Here is a 22599-nt window from a genome sequence, read left to right on the forward strand (position 1 = left end):
CCTCCGCTCGGGGGCGGGCGGACGCCCGGCCGCCGGGCGCCCGCCGACCAAGCGCCCGCCGGGCGCCGCCGCCGCAGACCTCTGGAACGCCGTTCCCTGGACGCTGCCTGCGCTCATCCTGATCTTCGGCGTCGTGCTGTTCCCGGCCGGCTACATGATCTTCAACTCCACCCGCAAGATCTCCGTGGCGGGCGTCGACCACGGATCGGTCGGCCTCCAGAACTACGCGACGATCCTGGCGCGGCCCGAGCTGCCGGGCATCCTGCTCAACACCCTGGTATGGGTGGTGTCAGTCGTTCTGATCACCGTGGTGATCGGGCTGGCGCTCGCGCAGTTCCTCAACAAGAACTTCCCCGGCCGTCAGTGGGTTCGCATGGCGATCCTCGTGCCGTGGGCGGCCAGCGTCGTGATGACCACGACCGTCTTCGTCTACGGCCTCGACCCCTTCTACGGCATCATCAACAAGTTCCTGGTCGACGTGCACATCCTCGCCGAGCCGTTCGGTTTCACGAAGGAGCCGATTCCGGCGTTCGTGTCGTCGATCGCGATCGCGGTGTTCGTGTCGCTGCCGTTCACGACGTACACGCTGCTGGCGGGCCTCGCCGGCATCCCCGGTGACATGCTCGAAGCGGCGAAGGTCGACGGAGCGGGCGCCATGCGCACCTACTTCGGGGTGACGCTGCCGAACCTGCGCAACGCCGTCGCCCTGGCGAGCCTCATCAACATCATCAACGTGTTCAACTCGCTGCCGATTCTGAAACTCATGACAGGTTCGATACCCGGCTACAAGGCGGACACCACGACCACATACGTGTTCAAGCTGTTGCAGGGCGAGCAGCGCATCGACCTGTCGAGCGCGCTCAGCGTGATCAACTTCTTGATCGTGCTCGTCGTCGTCGCCCTCTACCTGTGGATCGTCAAGCCGATGAAGGAGGTCTCGTGACCGCGCCGGCCCCCACCCTCGTCGCTCCGGTGACACCGCAGGTGCGCAAGCGCCGCCCGACCGAGCGCCGCTTCGGCGGCCGAGTCATCGGCCGGATGATCGCCGGGCTCGTCATCGCGCTGGTCTTCGTCATCCCGTACCTGATCATGCTGATCGGCTCGTTCAAGAGCCGCTTCAACATCCTGACCGTGCCGCCGACGTACTTTCCGACCACCTGGCATCCCGAGAACTACCTCACGATGTGGTCGACCCCCGAGACGCCGCTGCCCGAGAACCTCATCTCCACCATCGTCATCTCGGTGTTCGCTACGGCCCTCGTGCTGCTCGTCTGCGTGCCGGCCGCCTACTACACGGCCCGGTTCCGCTTTCCCGGTCGCGGGGTCTTCCTCTTCCTCGTGATCGTGACGCAGATGCTGCAGCCGACGGTTCTCGCCACCGGTCTGTTCAAGGAGATGGTGGCACTCGGGCTGAACGACACCTGGCTCGCGATGATCCTCATCAACGCCGCCTTCAACCTGGCGTTCGCGATCTGGATCATGCACAACTTCTTCGCCGGCGTGCCGAAGGAGGTCGACGAGGCGGCCCAGCTCGACGGCGCAGGCAAGTGGACCGTGCTCTTCCGGGTGCAGCTGCCCCTCGTCTGGCCCGGCATCGTCACCGCGATCATCTACACGTTCGTGGCCTCGTGGAACGAGTTCGCGGCGAGCCTGGTCATCCTCTCGACGGATGCGAACCAGCCGCTGTCGGTGGCGCTCACCAAGTTCGTCGGGCAGTACGACGCGGCGTGGCAGTACGTGTTCGCCGTCTCCGTCGTCGCCGTCATCCCTGTCGTGGTGCTGTTCATGCTCATCGAGAAACGCCTCGTCGGCGGTCTCACGCAGGGCAGCGTCAAATAGAGACGGGAGCCGGGGTGTTCGCGCGTGTGGCGCGATGCGGGCGCCCCGGCTCCGATACCGCCCCGGCCCGATTGTTTCCAGCCCTCCGCCGCATCCCGCATCCCGGCGTACGCTCTCGCTGGAAGAACGTACAGCCCCGACTTGGCAGACTGGATGCATGGGTGTGAGTGATCGACTCGGCGTGCTCGACGCGCAACCAGTGGTCGCGCCGACGCGCATCCGCGTCGCCGGTCGCGACTACCGCTGGTGGGTCGTGGTGCTCGGCGTGTTCGTCGCCTCCCGAGTGGTGACCACCACCCTGATGCTCACGCTCTATGTGGCGGCCACCGCCGGCGGCTGGCACTTCGCGAGCTCGCGCATGGATCCCACGTTCTTCACGTTCTCGGGGTCGTGGGATGCGTCGTACTACCGGCAGATCTCGGAGCACGGCTATCCGTCCTCCATTCCCACGAACGCCGCCGGTGACGTGCAACAGAACGCGTGGGCGTTCCTTCCGCTCTTCCCGTCGATCGTGCGCGGCGTCACGTTCGCCACAGGTCTCGGCTTCTACCCCGCCGGAGTGATCGTCGCGACCTTGTTCGGCGCCGCCGCCACCCTCATGCCCTACCGGCTCGTCGCCGCGCGGGTGGGCGCGACCAGCGGGCTGTGGGCGGCCGTGCTGTTCTGCTTCGGGCCGCTGTCGTTCGTGCTGCAGATCGCCTACGCCGAGAGCCTGTTCTTCTTCCTCATGTTCGCCGCGCTGTCGGCCATGATCGTGCGGCGCTACTGGTGGACGATCCCGTTCGGCGTCGCCGCCGCGTTCACCAAGCCGGGAGAGCTGGCGCTGCCGCTCGCCCTGGCCGTCGTGCTCGTCGTCCGTCTGGTGCAGCACCGGCGCGGCACGGCATCGCTCTCCTTGCGCGAGGGGACGGCCATCACGGTGGCGGGTGCGGTGACGGCCGTTGCCGGGGTCGCCTGGCCGCTCATCGCATCCGCTGTCACCGGCTTTCCCGATGCGTATCTGAAGACCGAGCTCTCCTGGTGGACGGGGTTCGTGGGCCACGTCTCGTTCGTGCCGCTGACGCCGTGGTTCATCTTCACCTGGACCTACGCGGGCGTGTTCGGAACGCTGCTGGTGATCGCCGTGCTGGCCGGATTCGTGTGGCTGCTGACGAAGCCGTCGGTGCGTGCGCTCGGCGTGGAGATCATCGCATTCTCGGCGAGCTACGTGCTCTACCTCTTCGCCGTGTTCCTGCCCCAGCAGAGCCTGTTCCGTCTGCTGATGCCGCTGGCGCCCCTCGGCGGCGCCGCCGGGCTGGCGCACAACCGCCGGGCGCGAGTGATCACGCTCCTCGCCGGAATAGCGTTGCAGCCGGTCGCGCTCCTGCTGCTCTGGTACCTCGGCTACCCCTGACCATCGGTCGTGGCAGCGCGTGCGGGCACCCGTCAGGCACGCACCGACTCGCGCCACGGCACCTCGGGAACGCGGCGGAAGTCCGTGCCTGCCGCCGCCCAGTGCTCGCCGAGCGCGGCCAGTCGCGGAGCGAACTCGTCGAAGTCGCGGGCGGCCACGATCTCCTCGGTGTCCGCCGGTGCGGGGGACCAGCCGATCTCGGCGACGGCGGCCAGACGCGGGAACACCATCCGCTCGACCTCCTCGATCGTCGCGATGGTCTCGGTCCAGACCGGCGCCTCGACGCCCAGCGTGTGCGCATCCCCGAGCCCGGGCACGATCCGCGCCGGATCCCACTCATAGGCCTCACGGATGGTGGTGGGACCGTCGGCCCAGTCCTGGCCGATCTCGTCGCCGTCTTCGTAGACGATGTCGAGGTACGACACGTCCGACGGCGACATGATCACCGCGCCGCCCTGGCGCACGAACGAGAGCGTCTCGTCGGCGGAGGAGCCGCGCGGCGTCGTGAAGTCCCAGTACTGGCCGACCGTGCCATCGGGGAGCTCGGCGCTCTTGCCCATCTCGTGCCACCCGGCCGGCGTCTTCCCGTGCCGCGCGACGGTGGCCGCGGCCTTGGCGATGAACCGCAGGAAGTCTTCGGGGGACGTGCTCAGGCACTCGTCTCCGCCGATGTGCAGGTAGGGGCCCGGGGTAAGGGCTGCGACCTCGCGCACCACGTCGTCGATGAACCGGTCGGTGGTCGCGTCATCGACCAGCAGCGTGCTGAAGCCGACGTCCGACCCCGTGTACAGGGCGGCGGCGACACCGGATGCGTTGAGCTCGGGATACGACGCGAGCGCCGCGTTCGTGTGGCCCGGCATGTCGAGCTCGGGAACGATCGTCACGAACCGCTGGGCGGCGTAGGCGACGATGTCGCGGAACTCGTCCTGCGTGAAGAAGCCGCCGGCGCTGCCGTCGCTCCCGCTGGAGGCGCCGTGGGCGGTGAGGTTCGGCCAGCTCTCGATGTGGATGCGCCAGCCCTGGTCGTCGGTGAGGTGCAGGTGCAGGTGGTTGACCTTCAGCAGCACGATGGCGTCGATGAAGCGCTTGACCTCATCCGGAGTGAAGAAGTGTCGGGCGACGTCGAGCATCGCACCCCGGTAGCCGAAGCGTGGGCTGTCGCGCACCGTCACCGGGTCGATCGTCAGCGGATCGGAGGCGCACTCCACCGGCACCAGCTGGCGCAGGGTCTGCACGCCCCAGAAGGCGCCTGCCGCCGTCGCGGCGCCGATGCGCACGCCTTCGGCGGTCACGGCGAGACTGTAGCCCTCCGCGCTCTGATCTGCGGGAGTCTCGTCGTCGGCGATGACGATCGCGATGTCGCCGTACGCCGGCGGCTCGTGCACGACGGCCGGCTCGCGGCGGCAGTCGGAGGCGAGCTCGGCGACGAGCAGGGCGGCCACGTCGGATGCTCCGGCTCCGGCCACGCTGACGCGTGCGCCGGGAGCGAGGACGAAGGGTGCGCCGCCCGGATGTTCGGTCGACACGGGCCGCGGCACGACGGGCAGAAACTCGCTTGCGGACACGCGTTCTCCTTCTGCTGCTGAGAGCTTGGGGGTGGAGGCCGACGCTGCCCGCCCGCGGGACGACCATCAGCGAGTATTGCAGGGGCCCTAACTAATCGGCAAGGGGGGCGACGTCAGGGCGGGCTTTGCTATGCTGGGCGGCGTCGCGACTGGCGCTCAAATGGTCACCATTGGGGAGCGACACGTTCCTTTGTTGAATGGGATGGATTCGGCCGCGCGCCTGGGTCGATACGCGATTTCCATCCCTGCGATTTAAGGAGCCAGTTTTGACCGACGCACTTCCCACCACTTTCACGGCGCCGCTCGCCGAGGTCGACCCCGAGATCGCCGAGGTGCTCCAGCTGGAGCTCGGTCGTCAGCGGGACTACCTGGAGATGATCGCCTCCGAGAACTTCGTGCCCCGCGCCGTGCTCGAGTCCGTCGGCTCCGTGCTGACGAACAAGTACGCCGAGGGATACCCGGGCCGCCGCTACTACGGCGGCTGCGAATACGTCGACATCGCCGAGCAGCTCGCGATCGACCGGGCGAAGAGCCTGTTCGGCGCCGAGTACGCGAACGTGCAGCCGCACTCGGGTGCGAGCGCCAACGCCGCGGTGCTGTCGGCGATCGCGACCCCGGGCGACACCATCCTCGGGCTCGAACTGGCCCACGGCGGGCACCTGACCCACGGCATGAAGCTCAACTTCTCGGGCAAGCTCTACAACGCGGTCTCCTACGGCGTCGACCCCGAGACCTTCCTCGTCGACATGAACGTCGTGCGCGACAAGGCGCTGGAGCACAAGCCGAAGGTCATCATCGCCGGCTGGTCCGCTTACCCGCGGCACCTCGACTTCGCCGCCTTCCGCGCGATCGCCGACGAGGTCGGCGCCAAGCTCTGGGTGGACATGGCGCACTTCGCCGGCCTCGTGGCGGCGGGCGTGCATCCCTCGCCCGTCCCCTTCGCCGACGTGGTCAGTTCGACCGTGCACAAGACCATCGGCGGCCCGCGCTCGGGCTTCATCGTCGCGCGCGACATGGAGCTCGCCAAGAAGCTCAACTCCAACGTGTTCCCCGGCCAGCAGGGCGGCCCGCTCATGCACGTGATCGCCGCGAAGGCGACCGCGTTCAAGCTGGCGGCGACCCCGGAGTTCCGCGACCGTCAGGAGCGCACCATCCGCGGCGCCCAGATCCTCGCCGACCGCCTGGCCGCCGACGACTCGCGCGCCGGCGGAGTCGACGTGCTCACCGGCGGCACCGACGTTCACCTCGTGCTCGCCGACCTGCGCAACTCGCAGCTCGACGGTCAGCAGGCGGAGGACGTTCTGCACGAGGTGGGCATCACCGTGAACCGCAACTCGGTGCCGTTCGACCCGCGCCCGCCGATGGTCACCTCCGGTCTGCGCATCGGCACGCCGGCGCTCGCGACCCGCGGGTTCGGCGACGCCGAGTTCGTGGAGGTCGCCGAGATCATCGCCGCCGCGCTGCAGCCGGGCGCCGACACGCGTGCCCTCCGCGCGCGCGTCGCGACCCTGACCGACGCGTTCCCGCTCTACCCGGGCCTCACTCCCTCGGGCCAGGACGCCTTCCCCGTCGAGCTCCCCTCCTCGATCTGACATGACCGCACAGATTCTTGACGGCAAGAAGACGGCCAGCGAGATCAAGGCCGAACTGAAGCTGCGGGTGGATGCGCTGCGCGAGCAGGGCGTCGTCCCCGGCCTCGGCACGGTGCTTGTCGGCGACGACCCCGGCTCGCAGTGGTATGTCGCGGGCAAGCACCGCGACTGCGCGGAGGTCGGCATCTCGTCGATCCGTCGCGACCTCCCCGCCGACATCTCGCAGGCCGAACTGGAGGCCGTGGTCGAAGAGCTGAACGGTGACCCGGACTGCACAGGTTTCATCGTGCAGCTTCCGCTTCCGCCGCACATCGACACCGACGCGATCCTCGAGCTCGTCGATCCGGCGAAGGATGCGGACGGTCTGCATCCCACCAACCTCGGCCGGCTGGTGCTCAACGTGAACCGTCCGATCACCACCCCGCTGCCGTGCACGCCCCGCGGCGTGATCGACCTCATGCAGCGGCACGGCATCGACCTGAACGGCAAAGACGTGGTCGTCGTCGGCCGCGGTGTCACCGTCGGCCGGGCGATCGGCTCACTGCTGACACGCCGCGACGTGAACGCGACGGTCACTCTGACCCACACCGGCACCGTCGACCTCGACGCGCACCTGCGCCGCGCCGACGTCATCGTCGCCGCTGCCGGCGTGGCCGACCTGGTCACCGCCGACAACGTCAAGCCGGGCGCGATCGTGCTCGACGTCGGCGTGAGCCGCATCGAAGACCCGCTCACCGGCAAGAGCCGGGTCGCCGGAGACGTGGCCGCGGATGTGGCGGAGGTCGCATCGTGGGTGTCGCCGAACCCGGGCGGCGTCGGTCCGATGACGCGCGCGCTGCTCCTGCAGAACGTCGTGGAGTCGGCCGAGCGGTCTCTGGCAGAGTAGTCGCACGCTCGTTCGCGCGAACGGCGATGGCGAGCGGCGAGCGACGACGGACGGTGAGGATGAGCGAGGCGGATGGCATGAGCGAGACCGATGAGACGCAGCAGGCGGCCGAGCGGTCGCACGTGGGAGTCGAGCGGGTGAAGACCGTCCTGCGGCAGAGCGGCGTCGAGCCGCGCGTGCGGTGGTTCGAGACGGCGACGCCCACGGCGGCGTCAGCGGCGGCCGAGCTCGGCGTCGAGGTCGGAGCCATCGCCAACTCGCTGGTGTTCACGATCGACGGCGAGCCCCTGCTCGTGATGACGTCGGGCGCCCACCGGGTCGACACCGGCTTTCTCGGCGAACGACTCGGTGGACGCATCCGCCGGGCCGATGCCGACACCGTGAAGGCTGCGACCGGGCAGACGATCGGCGGAGTCGCGCCTGTCGGGCATCCGGCCCCTCTCCGCACGGTGGTGGATGTGGCGCTCGCCGACTACCCCGAGGTCTGGGCCGCGGCCGGTCACGCTCACACGGTCTTCCCCACGACGTTCGACGAGCTCCTCCGCCTCACCGGCGGCGACCCTCTCCCTGTGGAGCCCTCAGAGGTCTGACTCCCGCGTGTCTTGCGGGGTGTCGCAACCCATCGAGGGGTCGCGACACGCCGTCTCGAGGGGTGCCGACACGGCGTGTCGGGACCCCTCGATCGCTCGCGGCGCGCGGAGGCGCGCCTAGGCGCCGCGGTGCTCGGCGGTGTGGGTGAGGTAGCCGGCGGCGTTGGCGAGGATGCCCGCTCGCTCCTCCGCGGTGAGCTCGCGGCGCACCTTGCCCGGCACTCCGGCCACCAGCGAGCCGGGCGGGATGACGGCGCCCTCCAGCACGACCGTGCCGGCGGCCAGCAGGGAGCCGGCCCCGACGACGGCGCCGTTCAGCACGGTGGCGTGCATGCCGACGAGCACCCTGTCTTCGATCGTGCAGCCGTGGAGCACGGCGTTGTGCCCGACCGACACGTCCGAGCCGAGCGTCAGCGGGTAGCCGTGGTCGACGTGGCAGGAGACGTTGTCCTGGATGTTGCTGCGTTCGCCGATCACGATGTCTTCGGCTTCAGCGCGAAGCACGGCGTTGTACCAGACGCTGGCCGCAGCGAGCAGGCGAACCCGCCCGACGACGACCGCGCCTGGCGCGACCCAGGCTGTGGCTGCGATCGTGGGTGCGGTGCCGTCGGCCAAGGGGAGGATGCTCATGCCGCCAGCCTAACCACGGCGCCTCAGCTCTCGTCGGCCACGATGAACCGGTCGCGCACGACACGCGGGCCGCGCTCGTCGAGCGCTGCGCGCACCTCGTCGAGGATGCTCGGCGGCAACGGCAGAGGCGCCTCATCGGGCTGGTCGACCGTTCCCGGCGGGTAGTCGACACCCGGCTCCGCCGACATCTCCACGTGCGCACCGAGGATGGTGCGCACTGGCGCGGGGGACGCATCCCGAAACCGGATGAGCCGCTCGATCGTGCGCACGAACTCGTCGCGATCGCGCACGTACAGGTTGCCGGGGCAGACCGTGTCGCCGGTGAACAGGATGCCGGAGGCGCGGTCGAAGAACACGACCGCCGACGGCTCGTGGCCGGGCGCTCCGATCGCGTCGAGGATGCGCCCACCGAGGTCCACCTCGACCACCTCGTCGGGCCACGAGCGGAAGCCGAAGAACGAGATCACCTCCGCGGGAGTGTGACCGACCACGACGGTTCCCGGCCGATCCGCGAGCAGCCGGTCGCCCGCGATGTGGTCGCCGTGGGCGTGCGTGTGGGCGACGACCAGCTCGTACGGGCGCGCGTAGCTCGACGGGTGCCGCCGCAGCCAGCGCTCGATGAGGCGGTCGACCGTTCCCCGCAGCGGAAAGACGGACTCATCGCTCGTCGCGCCGGTGTCGAACAGGATGGCGCGGTCGTGACCGAACAGCAGAAAGAGGAAGGGCGCTTCCCAGTGGGAGGCCTTCGGCTGTCGGAGCTGTGCGGTGTCGTCGTCGAGCCAGGTCACTTCGGCAGCGGTCATACTGTCAATCTTCGCGCTTCGCGCCCTCCGACGGGGTGACGGTGAACACATCCGGCTGACCGAATCCGTTCTCGGCGAAGGCGCCGTCGATGGCGACGAAGACCCGGGAGAGGTTCTCGCTCGGAACGAGGGCGATCGCCGAGCCGCCGAAACCGCCGCCGGTCATCCGTGCCCCGATCGCTCCGTTGGCCTGGGCCGTCTCGACCGCGAGGTCGAGTTCGGGCACCGAGATCTCGAAATCGTCGCGCATCGAAACGTGAGAGGCGTCGAGGAGCTCGCCGATCGCCGTCGGGCCCTGCTCGCGGAGCGTTCGCACCGTGTCGAGCACGCGCTGGTTCTCGGTGACGACGTGGCGCACACGACGGAAGGTCACATCGTCGAGCAGGTCGCGCGCGCGGTCGAGGTCGGCGACGCTCACGTCGCGAAGCGATTCCACGCCCAGCACCCGGGCGCCCTCCTCGCAGGATGCGCGACGCTCGGCGTACCCGCCCGTGGCGTGCGCGTGCTCGACGCCGGTGTCGATGATCACGATCTCGAGGCCGGCGGCCTCCAGCCCGAGCGGCACGACCTCGGAGACCAGCGAACGGCAGTCGAGGAAGACGGCCGCGTCCGCTTGGCCGAGGAGGGAGGCCGACTGGTCCATGATGCCGGTCGGAGCGCCGACGGCCACGTTCTCGGCGCGCTGCCCGACGCGTGCCAATGTCGGCCGGTCGAGTCCGAGCTGCCATGCGTCGTTGAGGGCGACGGCGACCGCGCACTCGATCGCAGCGGACGACGAGAGGCCCGCCCCGACGGGCACGTTGGAGTCGATGAGGATGTCGAAGCCGGGCACCGCATCCAGGTCGACGCCGAACTCGGTGAGCGCCCAGGCGAGGCCGAGCGGGTAGGCGGACCAGCCGCTCAGGTTCTCGGGGGACAGCTCGGAGAGGTCGATCTCGACGAGCTCGTCGGCGAACGAGCTGCCGACGCGGGCCTTGCGGTCGTCGCGCAGTCCGAGCGCGACGAGGGTGCGTCGGTTGATCGCGAACGGCAAGACGAAACCTTCGTTGTAGTCGGTGTGCTCGCCGATCAGGTTCACACGGCCGGGAGCCGACCAGAGCCCGTCGGCTCGACGGCCGAAGATCTCGGCGAAGGTGTCGAGGGTGTCGGTGCGGAGATCGGTCATCGATCGGCCTTTCGGGATGGTGCGGCGGGGGTGTCGGAGGTCAGCCCGGCGATTCCGGCGGGCAGGTCACCCACCGGTGACAGCTCGTCGGCCCGGGCGATGGCCTCGCGCAGGCGGTTGGCCGCCTGCTCCGGGGGGATGTCGCCGATCCAGGCGCCCATGGCGGACTCCGAACCGGCGAGGAACTTCAGCTTATCCGCGGCCCGGCGCGGCGAGGTGATCTGCAGCATGAGGCGGATCTCGTCGCGGCGCACGCCGACCGGCGCCTGGTGCCAGGCGGCGATGTACGGCGTCGGGGAGTCGTAGAGCGCATCCACGCCCCGCAGAACGCGGAGGTAGAAGGTGGCGAGCTCGTCGCGTTCCTCGGCCGACGTCTCGGCGAAGTCGGCGACGTGGCGGTGCGGCAGCACGTGGATCTCGATGGGCCAGCGGGCGGCGAACGGCACGAACGCTGTCCAGTGCTCACCGCTGAGGACGACACGCTCCGAGGCGCGCTCGCGCTCGAGGATGTCGGCGAAGAGGGTGGGGCCGTAGGCGTCGAGCGAGCGGATGAGCGCCGTGGTCCGCGGGGTGATGTACGGGTAGGCGTAGATCTGGCCGTGCGGGTGGTGGAGGGTGACGCCGATCGCTTCGCCGCGGTTCTCGAACGGGAACACCTGGCGCACGCCGGGGAGGGCCGACAGAGTCGCGGTGCGGTCGGCCCACGCCTCGATGACGGTGCGGGCCCGTGACGGCGTGAGACTGCCGAACGAGCCGGTGCTCTCGGGGCTGAAGCAGACGACCTCGCAGCGGCCGACGGAGGTGCGGGTGCGGCCCAGACCGATCTCGGCGAGGTCGTCGAGTCCGGTCGGCGCGTTCGCGTCTTCGAGCAGGGGGCCGAACGAGGGGGACTTGTTCTCGAAGACGGCGACGTCGTAGCGGCTCGGCACCTCGGAGAGGTTGCCCGGCGTCGCCGGCGCCAGCGGGTCGAGCTCGGCGGGCGGAAGGAACACCCGATTCTGGCGGGCCGCCGCGATCGAGATCCATTCGCCGGTGAGCGGGTCCTGTCGCATCGTCGCGGTTGCGGGCCGGGCAGACGGTTCGCGGAGATCGGGCCCGCGCTCGGGATCGAGCGTCGTGTCGGCGTCGTCGTAGTAGATGAGGTCGCGCCCATCGGCGAGCCGGTGCTCACGTTTCGTGATCGGAGACATGTCCGCCTTTCGTTTTCGAAAGCAAATCTAGTCGCCGACTTTCGTATTGACAAGCAAACGCAAGCGGCCCAGCATTGCAGCATGACCGAACCCCTCCCGGCCGCTCTTCGGCGCGAACGGATGCTCGACCTCATCGGGCGCCACGGGTTCGTGCGCGTCGGCGATCTCAGCGAGGCGTTCCAGGTCTCGGACGTGACTGTGCGCAGCGATCTAGACCTCCTCGACCAGCAGCAGCTCATCCGGCGCGTGCACGGTGGCGCGGTGCTGCGCAGCGGCGACGGGATGCGCGAGCCCAGCTTCGAGGAGGCGCTCGAAGCCTCGGCGGAGGAGAAGCGGAGCATCGGGATCGCGGCGGCGGCGATGGTCGAATCGGGCACGAGCGTTCTCCTCGATGTCGGCACGACCACGACCGCCATCGCCCGCGCGCTGGTCGACCGCGACGAGCTCGACGGCGTCACGGTGATCACCAACGGCCTCACGATCGCGCTCGAACTGGAGCGCGCCATCCCTCGGTTCCAGGTGGTCGTGACGGGTGGCACCCTGCGGCCCCTGCAGCACTCGCTTGTGGAGCCGCTCGCGTCGGTGCTGCTCGAGCGGATGCACGCCGACTTGGCGTTCGTCGGTTGCACCGGCGTCGACCCGGTGGGCGGGATCACCAATGTGAACCTTCCCGAAGCCGACCTCAAGCGCGTGATGGTCGGAGCGGCGACTCGCGCGGTGGTGGTCGCGGACGGCTCGAAGCTGGGGCGCATCCATCTCGGCCGCATCGCCGCCGTCGATGAGGTGCACGAGCTCATCACCGGAGGCTCCGCCGACGAGGGGACGGTCTCGTCGTTGCGTTCCGCCGGCCTCCGAGTCGTGGTCGCCTGAGTGCAAGCGGGCATACGCTGAAGACCATGCGAGCACCCACCGGACAGCAGTACGACATCGGCTTCGACGGCTTCACCGCCACCGTGACGCAGGTGGCCGCGGGACTCCGCTCGCTCCGGCTGGGCGGCATCGACCTGACCGAGCCCTTTCCGGTGACGGCCACGCCCCCGTCGGGGTGCGGAATCGTGCTGGTGCCGTGGCCCAACCGGGTGAAAGACGGGGCGTGGGATCACGACGGCACGACCCGGCAGCTCGCGCTCACCGAGCCGGCCCGGGGCAACGCCATCCACGGGCTGCTCCGCTACCGGCCGTACGACCTGGTCGAGCACGACGGATCGTCGGTGACGCAATCCGCGCGCATCTTCCCCGAGCTGGGGTACCCGTTCGAACTGTCGACGACGGTGCGGCACTCGCTCGACGCGACCGGGCTCACGGTCACGCACACGATCGAGAACGTCGGGGATGCGCCCGCGCCCGTCGCCGTCGGATCGCATCCGTATCCCAAGATCGGGGATGTGCCGACCGGTGAGCTGACGGTCACCGTCGCCGCCGGCACGCATCTCGACGTCGACGAGCGCTTGAACGTGGTCGGCGAATCCCCGGTCGACGGAACCGCGTTCGACCTGCGCGCGGGGCGCCGGGTCGCCGACCTCCAGCTCGACGACGGATTCGCGGACGTCGCGATCGTCGACGGCCGCGCCCGCCACACCGTCGCCGCCCCCGACGGGCGCCGCGTCATCGTGTGGGGCGACGAGTCGTTCCGCTACGTGCAGGTGTACACGTCGCGCACGTTCGCCACCGACACCTCGTCAGACGTCGCGATCGCGGTCGAGCCGATGACGGCTCCCGCCAACGCCCTGAACACCGGCCGCGGAGTGCACTGGATCGCTCCTGGCGACGCCTGGACCGCCTCCTGGGGCATCGCCGCCGAAGGCTTCGCGGGCTAGTCCCGGCCGACTCGCGCGCCCGGCCGCCCTTCGGGGGACCTCGCTGTAAGTTGGAGCAATGCGTGCACGGGGCGGGTCGGGCGAGCGTCCCCGCGCGTTCTGGGTGGTACGTTCCCGCGCCCAGGCCGGGGTTCTCGTCGCCACGGCCGTCACCGTTCTCGTCGTCACGTTTCTCGCCACTGCGATGGTCGGCCTGGCCGCCCGGTCGCCCGCGGTCGCGGTGCGGCAGAGCATCGACGCCGGCCCGGCTTCTGCCGTGTCGCTCGCGCTCCAGGCCTCCCTCGACACCGGCACCGACGACCGTGCCGCCGCGGCCGCGCAGGATACGACCGTGCGGTCGATCATCCGGAAGAGCTTTGCGGGCGCCCACGTCGAGGTCGCGCGCACCGCGTCGGTGCCGAGCCTGCCGCTCACCGCGGAGGACGGTTCGGAGCGGTCGGCCCTCGCGCTCGGCGACGACGCTGCTCTGCGCTCGCGGGCGACCATCGTCTCTGGCGTGTGGCCCGGCAACGACGGGAGTGGGTCGCCGTCGTCGCCGATCGGGGTGGCTGTCGACTCCGAGCTGGCCCGCACCCTGTCACTGGCCACCGGTAAGACGTTCAGCGTCGAAGGCTCCGAAGGAACCCTGATCCTGATCGTGACGGGCGTGTGGCGGCCGACGCATCCGGCCGCACCGGCCTGGCTGGGCATCACCGCTGGCAGCGGCGGCATCGACGGGCGGATCGTGGTGGCCCCGGCCGTGCTCGACATCCTGTCGACGACCCCGGCCGTGCAATGGGTGGTGTCACCGGATGCGGAACGCACCACCGCCGGCCAGCTCGGCACCCTGCGCGCCGGGTTCGGGGGCGTCGCGGATGCGCTCACCGAGAGCTCGAACGCGTCGTCGTCGCCGTTCTCCGGCTTGGGTGACGCCGCCGTGACGATGGCAGCGATGCAGCAGTCGATCGGCGCCTTGAGCGCGGTCGTTCCGGTGCCCCTCGCGGTGCTGTCGGTCTGTTCGGCGATCGCGTTCGTGCTGCTCGCCCAGCTGCTCGCGCGGTCCCGGCTGCCGGAGACGAGGGTCTTGCGGGCACGCGGAGCGACGGTCGGAGACCTGGTGCGCGCGGGCGCGATCGAGTCGTCCGTCGTCGCGGTGACCGGCGCGGTGCTCGGCGCAGCACTCGCCCAGGCTGCGCTGGTGCCGCTCGTCGGCCCACCGCGCGGTGCGGTCGAGGTGGCGCTCCCTCCCGTGATCGTGGTGGTGGCCGCACTGGCGGCGGCGATGCTCATCACCGGCCTCTCGGCACGGTCGGCGAGCGGATCGCCCGGCGCCGTCGAGGCAGGCCGCGGTCGCGCGGCCGTGTCGCTCGGACTGGCCGTGCTCGCGGTCGCCGCCGCCGGTGTGACCCTGTGGCGGTTTCTCGCGTTCGGGTCGCCGGTCTCCGCCTCGGGAGGCATCGATCCGGTCGGCGTGATCGCTCCGGCGGCGGTGCTGTGCGCGATCGCCATGCTCGGTCTTCTGCTGTTCGGCCCGGCGGCCGCTGCCGTCGAGGTTCTCGCGGCGCGGGGGAGCGGACTCTCGGCCGTGCTTCCGGCGCGCCAGGTCGGGCGCGGCCTCGCGCTGTTCGCGGCTCCGGTGGCACTGGTCGTGCTCACCGTCGGAGCGGCCACGTTCTCGGCCGGCTATGTCGGCACCTGGAGCGGGTTCCTCCGCGATTCGTCCGTGCTGGTGAACGGCTCGGACGTGCGCGCCGACCTCGGGGTCGCGGGAACCGTGCGCGGCCCGGAGGATGCTGCCGGCGCCGCCCGCTTCGGCAGCATCCCTTCGGTGACGGCGGCCGCTCCCGCCCTCGTGACCGACGTCTCCCTCGGACAGGGCACGGTCGGCCTCATCGCCGTGGACGCCCGGCGTCTCGGCGACCTGACCGACGTCGGCGCGTACCTGTTCGACGCGGCCGAGGCAGCGAAGCAGCTCACAGCGGGCGGCTCGCTGCGCGGCGCTCAGCTGCCCTCCGATGCCAAGATCGTTCAGGCGCGCGCGACCGTGGTCGTGCCGGATGCGGATGCCGCCGCCGATCCCGCGCTCGGCATGGCAGCCGCGCCCGCCCTGTCGGTCACCTTCTGGGTGGCTGACGCCGGCGGCGAGCTCGTGCCCCTCACAGCGGCGCCACCCACGGGCGCCGACGCCGGTTCCGCGGGCGGCGCGGGCGTCGTGGAAGCGAGCCTTCCCGAAGGCGGCCCCTGGACCCTGGTGGCCGTCGACACCCACCTCGACACGACTGAGACCGCGACCGCCGCCGACGTGGCGGTCGACGCCATCGGCACCCGCACCTCGTCGTCGTCGGCGCTCGTCGGCGTCACGCTGCCGGCAGGGCAGAAGTGGGCCGCGGCGGCCAAAGCCTTCGGCAGCGCGTTCGCGATCACCGGGCTTCCGAAGGCGACGCTCGGCTACCGCGCGGCGCTCGTGCCGGCCGGCCGTGACAACGCCGTGCGCTTCATGGCCGGCGGCGACGACACCGTGCCCGTGGTGTTCACCCAGACGGCCGCCGGGGCGACCTCGCTCGACCGGGGCCAGGCGATCTCGCTGGAAGGCCCTTGGGTCGACGTGGAGGCCACCGTCGCCGGCACTGTGCCTGCCATCCCCGGCACGACCCAGGAGGCCGCCGCGCTCGTCGATCTGCGAGCGCTCGACAACCAGGTGCTGCGCACGTCGCCGACCGTGCCGCGGCTCGCGTCGGTGTGGCTGGCGACCGACCGCATCGACGCGACGGCCGCGGCCGCGCGGCGGGTGGCCGGGCCGGACGCGGCGGTGAGCACCGCATCCGGAGCCTTCGTCGCCCGGTTCATGTCGAGCGCTGTGCTGAGCCTCTGGCTGGGAACGGCGGGGTGCGCCGCGCTCGCGCTCGTCGCGCTCGGCGCCGCCGTCGCCGCTCTTCTGCGTCGCCGGCGCGGAGAGGTGATCGTGCTCCGGGCCGTCGGGATGGGCGCCCGCCAGCAGGCGCGCAGCCGGCGCAGCGAGATCCTCGGCGTCGTCGCGGCCGCCGGAGTCTTCGGGCTCATCGGGGGCGTCGCGGTGTTCCTGCTCGCCGGGAACACGCTCGCCCGCCTCTCCGTGGTCACCGCACCGAGCACGCTCTCCGTGCAAGGGCGCGTCGACCTGATCGGACTGCTCGTCGCCCTGGCGGCGGTGGCGGCCGCGATCGGGCTGGTGCTGTGGTTCTACGGTCGGGCGGTGCGCCGCCAGGTCGCCGACACCCAGTACCGGGAGGAGACGCGGTGAGCGCGCGCACATCGGTGCTGTCGGCGTCGGGCCTCGCCCGGCGTGCGATGTCCGCTTTCCGGGGCGGCCTCATCCTGCTCGGGGTCGTTGTACTGGTCGCGACGACGGCCGTGTCGGCGTGGCCCCGGTTCTCGAACTCCCTGCTCACCGATGATCTGCAGTACCGGGTCGAGAACGCCACCGCGGTCAACCGTGACCTGATCACCAGGGTCGACGCAGGAACGGGTATCCCCGGCAGCGTCGAAGACCTCGACGCCGCATACTCCGCGATGCCCGCCGCGCTCGCCGCCGTGCGCCGGGGAGCGAAGGAGCCGTTGCGGGCGGTGACCCGGGCGGGCGACTATTCCGCGCGAACGGAGGAGGCCGCGCTGCAACCCGCTGCGGGCGCCCTGTCGAACAGCCGCTACCAACTCCAGTTCGAGGCCTACGCCCGGCTGCGTGACGTGGCCGAACTGGCTGCGGGCGCCTGGCCCGCGCGCGTGCCGGCACGTCCCGCCGACCCCGCGCAGCTGCAGGTCGTGCTCTCGACGACCGCGGCCGAGCTGCTCGGGTGGAAGGTCGGTCAGAGCCGCACGGTCTCGACGGTGCAGGGGTCGACCGCCGCGGTGACGCTGGTGGGCACGGTGCATCCTCGCGACGCCCGAGCGGAGTTCTGGAACCTCGACCCGGTGCGCGATCGCGGCGGCTTCGCGGATGCGGGCGACGTCGGCAAGACGTTCAGCGGCATCGCCTGGATCGACCCCGCATCCTGGAGCCGGCTCACGAGCCTGGCGACCATGACCACCACGACCGGGTGGCTGCCCATGGCGTCGTCCGCCTTCGAGGTGCAAGACCTGCCGGCCGTGCAAGCCGCGCTGGGCAACTTTCTGGCCACGGCGCCCGCGGCGTCGATCGGGGGACAGCCGACCGTGCTCAGGTTCAGCACATCGCTCGGAACGACGCTCGACGATTTCCTGGTCAGAGCGCAGCCCGCGAACACCCTCTTCGCGATTCTCGCTGCGGGACCCCTGGGCGTCGCGCTCGCGGTGCTCGTGCTCGGCGTGCGGCTCGTGCTCGGCCGGCGGCGTGAGTCCCTGGCGCTCATGGCCGCGCGCGGCGGGTCGGCAGGCCGACTGCGTGCGGGGCTCGCGCTCGAAGGCGCCATCGTGAGCTTTCCCGCCGCCGCTCTCGGGCTCGTCGCCGCCGTTCTGCTCACCCCGGCGGGCGGCTCGATTCTGCCGTCGGTCGGGCTGGCGGCGCTGTGCGCGGTCGCTCCACCCGTTGTGCTGGCGGTCGCCGCCGGCGCCCTCGGCCCGCGCGACGACCTGGGCGGCGAACGCGAAGCCCGCCGCCGGTGGGGCTGGGTGGTCGAGGTGCTCGTGATCGGCCTCGCGGTCGTCGGAGTGGTCGCCCTGTTCCAGCGCGGGCTCACGCCGACGGATGCGGGCCTCGGCGTCGACCCGCTGCTCGCCGTCACGCCGATCCTGGTCGCGCTGGCGGCCTGCCTCATCGTGCTGCGGGTCTATGCCTACCCGCTCGCACTGATCGCCCGATCGCTGCGCCGCCGAACGGGAGCGGTCGCCTATCTGGGCGCCGTGAGCGCTCTGCGCTCGCGCGCCGGCGGGCTGTGGCCGGTGTTCGCGATCGTCGTCGGGGTGAGCATCACGGTCTTCTCGGTGAGCATCCTCTCCACCGAGCGCGCGGGAATCGCGGAGGGCGCCCGCGCGACGGTGGGCGCCGATCTCAGCGTGACCGCGGCGACAACCCTCACCGACGAACAGGTCGCCGCGGTGGCGCGCGTTCCGGGCGTCGCGAACACGGCGGTGGTCGAGTGGGCGGGCGGGGTGCGCATCCTGGCCGGGAGCATCAGCGGCACGCCGTCGGTGTATCTCGTCGACCCGGCGCAGCTCGCAAAGGTGCAGCAGGGCATCCCCGAGTCCGCACGGGTGTCGACGGCACTCACCTCGGGGCTCGCCGGGCGCACCGGGGCTGTCATCGGCGGCTGGAACACGCAGATCCCGGTCACCAGCGCGATCCTCTACTCCAGCGGCACGGTGCATCTGGCCGTCACACAGTTCGACTACGCGCCCGGCGTCTACATCTGGGACGAGCAGTGGGCGATCATCGACAAGACGACGCTGCCGGCGGCCTCCGGAGTCTCCGGCACGCCCGCGACGGTGCTGGTGTCGCTCGCTCCTGGAGCCGACGCATCCGCCGTCCACCGGCAGCTTCAGAAGATCGGCGGCGACGGCGCGATCGTCGGCGACGCCGTGGAGGAGCAGGAGACGCTGCGCCAGACACCGCTCGTCGGCGGCCTCGAACTGGTGGCGATGCTCGCGATCGCGCTCGCCGCGATGATGTGCATCGGCGCGCTGCTGCTCACCCTGGTGATGAACACGGCCGCGCGCACGAGACTCGTCGCGACGCTGCGGACGATCGGTTTCACGGCACGGCAGAGTGCCGGGCTGCTCGCCTGGGAGCTCGGACCGATCCTCGTGGTTGGCCTGCTCGCGGGCATCATCGTCGGCGTCGCGCTTCCCGCGATCGTGCTCGCACCGATTGATCTCTCGGGCTTCACCGGCGGCCCGGTCAAGCCCGCCGTGGTCATCGATCCGGTGCTCGTCGCCCTCGCCGCGGCCGGGTTCGCGGTGGTCACGGTTCTCGCAACACTCATCGCACTGACGGGGGCGCGGCGCCGGTCGCCCGCCACCGTTCTGCGGGCAGGAGGAACAGAATGACGGACATGTCCACTCGGGCGGGGTCGTCGGGAGCGGTTCAGGATGCGAGCATCCTCTGCTCCGACCTCGTGCGCATCTTCACCGCCGACGGCGTCGAGGTCCAGGCGCTCCAGGGACTGAACCTGCGCGTTCGCAGCGGTGAGCTGGTGGCGATCGTCGGGGCCTCCGGCTCGGGCAAGTCGACGCTTCTCGGCATCCTGTCCGGTCTCGACAAGCCGACAGCCGGCGCCACCTCCGTCGCCGGGCGCGACCTGCTCGCCCTCACCGCCAAACAGCGCGTCGACTACCGCCGTCACACCGTCGGGTTCGTCTGGCAGCAGACCTCCCGCAACCTTCTGCCGTATCTCACCGCGCGCGAGAACATCGCTCTCACGATGTCACTCGCGGGAACGCCGGGTCGCGGGCCGCGCTCCACCGAACTGCTCGACCTGCTCGAGGTCTCGCACTGCGCCGACCGCCGGCCCACCGAGATGTCGGGCGGCGAGCAGCAGCGGGTGGCGATCGCCGTCGGGCTCGCGAACGACCCGCGCGTGCTGCTGGCCGACGAGCCCACCGGTGAACTCGACGAGGCGACGTCGGCGGAAGTGCTCGAGGCGATGCGCGGAGTGAACCGCGAACTCGGCGTCACGACGCTCATCGTCACCCACGACCCCGCCGTGTCGGAGCACGTGGCGCGCACGGTGCAGATCCGCGATGGGCGCACATCCACCGAGGTGCTGCGCCGCACCGGCGTCACAGCCGACGGCGACGAGCACACGGTCGCCGAGGAGTTCGCGGTGCTCGACCGTGTCGGCAGACTGCAACTGCCGCCCGAATACCTGACCAGTCTGCGGATGCGCGACCGCGTGCGCCTCGCGCTCGAAAGCGATCACGTCGGCGTCTGGCCGCACGAACAGGAGGAGCACGATGACGCCCGCTGAGCCCATCCTGCGAGCCGAGGGGGTCGTGCGCGTCTTCGACTCGGCGGCCGGGGCGGTGACCGCCGTCGACGGGGTGTCGCTGGAGGTGCGCCCGGGCGAGCTGCTCGTCGTGCGCGGCCGGTCCGGTTCGGGGAAGACCACGCTGCTCAACATCCTGGGCGGACTGGATGCTCCCACCGAGGGGCGGGTGTGGCTCGAACAGGCGGAGCTGACCGCCGCGAGCGAGGCGGAACTGCTGGCGATCCGGCGTTCGCGCATCGGATTCGTCTTTCAGGCGTTCGGGCTCGTGCCGGTGCTGTCGGCGGCGGAGAACGTCGAGGTGCCTCTGCGGCTGCTCGGAACGCCGACGGCCGAGCGCGACGCCCGGGTGGCTGAGCTGCTCGACCTGGTCGGCCTCGGCGGTCACGCCAAGCAGCGGCCGACGGAGCTCTCCGGCGGCCAGCAGCAGCGCGTGGGCATCGCCCGAGCGCTGGCCGGCCGGCCCCGAGTGCTCCTCGCCGACGAGCCCACCGGCCAGCTCGACAGCGTCACGGGCGCGGCCATGATGGATCTGCTGGTCGACCTGGTGCACGGAACCGGAGTCGCCGCCGTCGTGACCACCCACGACCCGCTGCTCATGGCCCGGGCCGACCGCATCCTGGAGCTGCACGACGGCCGGCTCCTCACGCCGGACCGCCCCCGCGGCCGGCACGCGGCCGTCGTCGATCCCGCCGCCCCCGCCGCCGTCGAACGCCCGTGAGCGGCGCGGCGCGGCGAGCGTCGGGTCAGTTCGCGACGAGCTGAGGGTAGAGCGCGCGCACGTCGTCGCTGAGCTTCGACTTCACCAGCTGCGCGAAATCTCCGACGATCGCTTCGGCCTCGCCGGCCTGGAGGGCGTCGAGCGCCTCGGTGACGACCTGCTCGGGCGCGACCTTCGGGTCGTTCGTGTGCGCTGCCATGTCGGTGTCGACCCAGCCCACGTGCACGCCGACGACCTCGATGTTCTGCGGCGCGAGTTCGACGCGGAGCGAGTTGCTCGCCGACCAGAGGGCGGCCTTGGTGGCGCTGTACGAGCCGACGCCCACCCAGCTGAGGGCCGAGTGCATGTTCACGAAGGCGCCGCCGCCGTTCGCCGCGATGACCGGGGCGAACGCGCGGGTCACGAGAACCGGCCCCCAGAAGTTGGTGTCGAACTCGCTGCGGATGGCGTCGAGGTCGCCCGAGGCGAACTGCTCACCCACGGCGATCCCCGCGTTGTTCACCACCAGGGTCACGTCGCCGGCCGCAGCCGCCACGGCGGCGACGCTCGCCGCATCCGTCACGTCGAGCGCGATCGGAACGACTCTCGGGTCGGCGGCGTCGATGCTCTCGGGCTTGCGTGCCGCCGCATAGACCTTCGCCGCGCCGCGGGCCAGGAGGTCGGCGACGAAGGCCGCTCCGAGTCCGCGGTTCGCGCCGGTGACGAGTGCGACCTGTCCGGTGATGTCTGTCATGAGGATCCTCTCCAAAAGTAAACCGATCTGTGTACACGACAATACACAGATCGGTTTACTTTTTGCAACGGGATTCGTAGAATCGTCACATGGCCACCGCATCCGTCACCGCAGCACCGAAGCCGAAGCCGCGCGAACGCGTGCTCGGCGCGGCGGCGCGGCTGTTTCTGCGCGACGGCATCCACGCGGTCGGCGTCGACCGGCTGGCCTTGGAAGCCAACGTCTCCAAGCGCTCCATCTACCAGCACTTCGAGAGCAAGGATGCGATCGTCGCCGACATGCTCCGCGAGTACGGCCCGCGCGTGGTCGAGTCGTACTTCGAGACCGCCGACGCTCTGACTCCGCGCGATCGAGTGCTGCACGTCTTCGATGCCCTGCATTCGGCGGCCGAGGCCAGCGACTTCTTCGGCTGCCCCTTCGTGAACGTGGCGACGGAGTTGCGCGACCGGGAGCATCCCGCGGCCCAGGTGGCGCAGGAGTTCAAGCTGAGACTCACCGACTTCTTCGAGCAGCAGGCGGTTCTCGCCGGCGCGTCGAAGCCGCACGTTCTCGCCGTGCAGCTCACCCTCCTGTTCGACGGTGCGTCGGCCAGCGCCGCGATGTGCGGCGGCACCCCTCTCGCCGCCAAACTGGCAGCCGAGGCCCTCTTCGACGCCGCCGTCTCCGTCGACGACGCCGCCGCCGTCGACGACGCCGCCGCCGTCGACGACGCCGCCGAGTTGCGCCAAATGCGGCTTAAGCGGCGCGTTTAAGGCGCATTC

The 22599-nt window shown here is 70.8% G+C and carries 19 protein-coding genes; 13 read left to right on the forward strand and 6 right to left on the reverse strand.

What is annotated here, in order from left to right:
* The 3 genes from ACFVWR_RS17010 to ACFVWR_RS17020 all read left to right on the forward strand — a co-directional run.
* Nucleotides 1–943, forward strand: a 943-nt coding sequence (locus tag ACFVWR_RS17010; protein WP_387214821.1) for a carbohydrate ABC transporter permease, incomplete at its 5' end; no start/stop codon positions are given.
* Nucleotides 940–1839 (forward strand): carbohydrate ABC transporter permease, encoded by a 900-nt coding sequence (locus ACFVWR_RS17015; protein ID WP_387214824.1) that lies wholly within the window; start codon nucleotides 940–942, stop codon nucleotides 1837–1839. The genes ACFVWR_RS17010 and ACFVWR_RS17015, both read left to right, overlap by 4 nt.
* 157 nt (nucleotides 1840–1996) lie before the next feature.
* Entirely contained in the window at nucleotides 1997–3232 is a 1236-nt protein-coding gene (locus ACFVWR_RS17020; protein ID WP_387214827.1) for a hypothetical protein, read from the forward strand.
* A 32-nt stretch (nucleotides 3233–3264) separates the two neighbouring features.
* On the opposite strand, the gene ACFVWR_RS17025 is transcribed toward ACFVWR_RS17020, so the two are convergent.
* On the reverse strand, nucleotides 3265–4797 hold the full coding sequence (locus ACFVWR_RS17025; RefSeq protein ID WP_387214830.1) for a beta-N-acetylhexosaminidase: 1533 nt from the start codon (nucleotides 4795–4797) through the stop codon (nucleotides 3265–3267).
* Nucleotides 4798–5063: 266 nt separating this feature from the next.
* On the opposite strand from ACFVWR_RS17025, the gene glyA reads away from it, so the two are divergent.
* The 3 genes from glyA (at nucleotide 5064) to ACFVWR_RS17040 (ending at nucleotide 7865) form a co-directional block, all read left to right on the forward strand.
* Nucleotides 5064–6389: a serine hydroxymethyltransferase gene (glyA, locus tag ACFVWR_RS17030; RefSeq protein ID WP_387214833.1), complete on the forward strand. Its 1326-nt coding sequence runs from the start codon at nucleotides 5064–5066 to the stop codon at nucleotides 6387–6389.
* Nucleotide 6390: 1 nt separating this feature from the next.
* On the forward strand, nucleotides 6391–7275 hold the full coding sequence (locus ACFVWR_RS17035) for a bifunctional methylenetetrahydrofolate dehydrogenase/methenyltetrahydrofolate cyclohydrolase (protein WP_387214837.1): 885 nt from the start codon (nucleotides 6391–6393) through the stop codon (nucleotides 7273–7275).
* 77 nt (nucleotides 7276–7352) lie between these two features.
* Nucleotides 7353–7865 carry a YbaK/EbsC family protein gene (locus tag ACFVWR_RS17040; protein ID WP_387214840.1) on the forward strand — a complete coding sequence of 171 codons (513 nt, stop codon included), beginning with the start codon at nucleotides 7353–7355 and terminating at the stop codon, nucleotides 7863–7865.
* A gap of 117 nt (nucleotides 7866–7982) precedes the next feature.
* Here the strand turns inward: ACFVWR_RS17040 and ACFVWR_RS17045 are convergent, their stop codons facing one another.
* From ACFVWR_RS17045 to galT, 4 genes are read right to left on the reverse strand one after another with little or no spacing between them, the layout of a single operon-like run.
* Nucleotides 7983–8495, reverse strand: a complete 513-nt coding sequence (locus ACFVWR_RS17045) for a gamma carbonic anhydrase family protein (RefSeq protein WP_387214843.1) — start codon at nucleotides 8493–8495, stop codon at nucleotides 7983–7985.
* Between the two features lie 23 nt (nucleotides 8496–8518).
* Entirely contained in the window at nucleotides 8519–9298 is a 780-nt protein-coding gene (locus tag ACFVWR_RS17050; protein ID WP_387214846.1) for an MBL fold metallo-hydrolase, read from the reverse strand.
* A 4-nt stretch (nucleotides 9299–9302) separates the two neighbouring features.
* Nucleotides 9303–10463 (reverse strand): galactokinase, encoded by a 1161-nt coding sequence (galK, locus tag ACFVWR_RS17055; protein WP_387214849.1) that lies wholly within the window; start codon nucleotides 10461–10463, stop codon nucleotides 9303–9305.
* On the reverse strand, nucleotides 10460–11653 hold the full coding sequence (galT, locus tag ACFVWR_RS17060; protein WP_387214852.1) for a galactose-1-phosphate uridylyltransferase: 1194 nt from the start codon (nucleotides 11651–11653) through the stop codon (nucleotides 10460–10462). The genes galK and galT overlap by 4 nt, the downstream gene beginning before the upstream one ends.
* A gap of 81 nt (nucleotides 11654–11734) precedes the next feature.
* On the opposite strand from galT, the gene ACFVWR_RS17065 reads away from it, so the two are divergent.
* From ACFVWR_RS17065 to ACFVWR_RS17090, 6 genes are read left to right on the forward strand one after another with little or no spacing between them, the layout of a single operon-like run.
* Complete coding sequence (locus ACFVWR_RS17065) at nucleotides 11735–12523, forward strand: DeoR/GlpR family DNA-binding transcription regulator (protein ID WP_387214855.1); 789 nt, start codon at nucleotides 11735–11737, stop codon at nucleotides 12521–12523.
* Between the two features lie 26 nt (nucleotides 12524–12549).
* Nucleotides 12550–13470 carry an aldose 1-epimerase family protein gene (locus tag ACFVWR_RS17070; protein WP_387214858.1) on the forward strand — a complete coding sequence of 307 codons (921 nt, stop codon included), beginning with the start codon at nucleotides 12550–12552 and terminating at the stop codon, nucleotides 13468–13470.
* 58 nt (nucleotides 13471–13528) lie between these two features.
* Complete coding sequence (locus tag ACFVWR_RS17075) at nucleotides 13529–16729, forward strand: hypothetical protein (protein ID WP_387214861.1); 3201 nt, start codon at nucleotides 13529–13531, stop codon at nucleotides 16727–16729.
* Nucleotides 16726–19446: an ABC transporter permease gene (locus ACFVWR_RS17080; protein ID WP_387214864.1), complete on the forward strand. Its 2721-nt coding sequence runs from the start codon at nucleotides 16726–16728 to the stop codon at nucleotides 19444–19446. Before ACFVWR_RS17075 ends, ACFVWR_RS17080 begins: the two co-directional genes overlap by 4 nt.
* A 5-nt stretch (nucleotides 19447–19451) precedes the next feature.
* Complete coding sequence (locus tag ACFVWR_RS17085; RefSeq protein WP_387214867.1) at nucleotides 19452–20366, forward strand: ABC transporter ATP-binding protein; 915 nt, start codon at nucleotides 19452–19454, stop codon at nucleotides 20364–20366.
* Nucleotides 20353–21105 (forward strand): ABC transporter ATP-binding protein, encoded by a 753-nt coding sequence (locus ACFVWR_RS17090; protein ID WP_387214870.1) that lies wholly within the window; start codon nucleotides 20353–20355, stop codon nucleotides 21103–21105. The genes ACFVWR_RS17085 and ACFVWR_RS17090 overlap by 14 nt, the downstream gene beginning before the upstream one ends.
* Before the next feature lie 25 nt (nucleotides 21106–21130).
* On the opposite strand, the gene ACFVWR_RS17095 is transcribed toward ACFVWR_RS17090, so the two are convergent.
* Nucleotides 21131–21838 (reverse strand): SDR family oxidoreductase, encoded by a 708-nt coding sequence (locus ACFVWR_RS17095; protein WP_387214873.1) that lies wholly within the window; start codon nucleotides 21836–21838, stop codon nucleotides 21131–21133.
* An 89-nt stretch (nucleotides 21839–21927) separates the two neighbouring features.
* Here ACFVWR_RS17095 and ACFVWR_RS17100 point away from each other — a divergent pair, with 89 nt between their 5' ends.
* On the forward strand, nucleotides 21928–22590 hold the full coding sequence (locus ACFVWR_RS17100; RefSeq protein WP_387214876.1) for a TetR/AcrR family transcriptional regulator: 663 nt from the start codon (nucleotides 21928–21930) through the stop codon (nucleotides 22588–22590).
* Nucleotides 22591–22599: the final 9 nt, after the last annotated feature.

The organism is Leifsonia sp. NPDC058292 (genome assembly GCF_042880955.1).
Taxonomy (GTDB): domain Bacteria; phylum Actinomycetota; class Actinomycetes; order Actinomycetales; family Microbacteriaceae; genus Leifsonia.

Excerpts from the sequence above, each read along its gene's own strand:
- galK (WP_387214849.1), bottom strand. The coding sequence starts at position 10,463 with ATGACCGATCTCCGCACCGACACCCTCGACACCTTCGCCGAGATCTTC.
- ACFVWR_RS17065 (WP_387214855.1), top strand. The coding sequence starts at position 11,735 with ATGACCGAACCCCTCCCGGCCGCTCTTCGGCGCGAACGGATGCTCGAC.
- ACFVWR_RS17090 (WP_387214870.1), top strand. The coding sequence starts at position 20,353 with ATGACGCCCGCTGAGCCCATCCTGCGAGCCGAGGGGGTCGTGCGCGTC.
- ACFVWR_RS17100 (WP_387214876.1), top strand. The coding sequence starts at position 21,928 with ATGGCCACCGCATCCGTCACCGCAGCACCGAAGCCGAAGCCGCGCGAA.
- ACFVWR_RS17020 (WP_387214827.1), top strand. The coding sequence starts at position 1,997 with ATGGGTGTGAGTGATCGACTCGGCGTGCTCGACGCGCAACCAGTGGTC.
- ACFVWR_RS17050 (WP_387214846.1), bottom strand. The coding sequence starts at position 9,298 with ATGACCGCTGCCGAAGTGACCTGGCTCGACGACGACACCGCACAGCTC.
- ACFVWR_RS17095 (WP_387214873.1), bottom strand. The coding sequence starts at position 21,838 with ATGACAGACATCACCGGACAGGTCGCACTCGTCACCGGCGCGAACCGC.
- galT (WP_387214852.1), bottom strand. The coding sequence starts at position 11,653 with ATGTCTCCGATCACGAAACGTGAGCACCGGCTCGCCGATGGGCGCGAC.
- ACFVWR_RS17040 (WP_387214840.1), top strand. The coding sequence starts at position 7,353 with ATGAGCGAGACCGATGAGACGCAGCAGGCGGCCGAGCGGTCGCACGTG.
- ACFVWR_RS17085 (WP_387214867.1), top strand. The coding sequence starts at position 19,452 with ATGTCCACTCGGGCGGGGTCGTCGGGAGCGGTTCAGGATGCGAGCATC.
- ACFVWR_RS17075 (WP_387214861.1), top strand. The coding sequence starts at position 13,529 with ATGCGTGCACGGGGCGGGTCGGGCGAGCGTCCCCGCGCGTTCTGGGTG.
- ACFVWR_RS17070 (WP_387214858.1), top strand. The coding sequence starts at position 12,550 with ATGCGAGCACCCACCGGACAGCAGTACGACATCGGCTTCGACGGCTTC.
- ACFVWR_RS17035 (WP_387214837.1), top strand. The coding sequence starts at position 6,391 with ATGACCGCACAGATTCTTGACGGCAAGAAGACGGCCAGCGAGATCAAG.
- ACFVWR_RS17045 (WP_387214843.1), bottom strand. The coding sequence starts at position 8,495 with ATGAGCATCCTCCCCTTGGCCGACGGCACCGCACCCACGATCGCAGCC.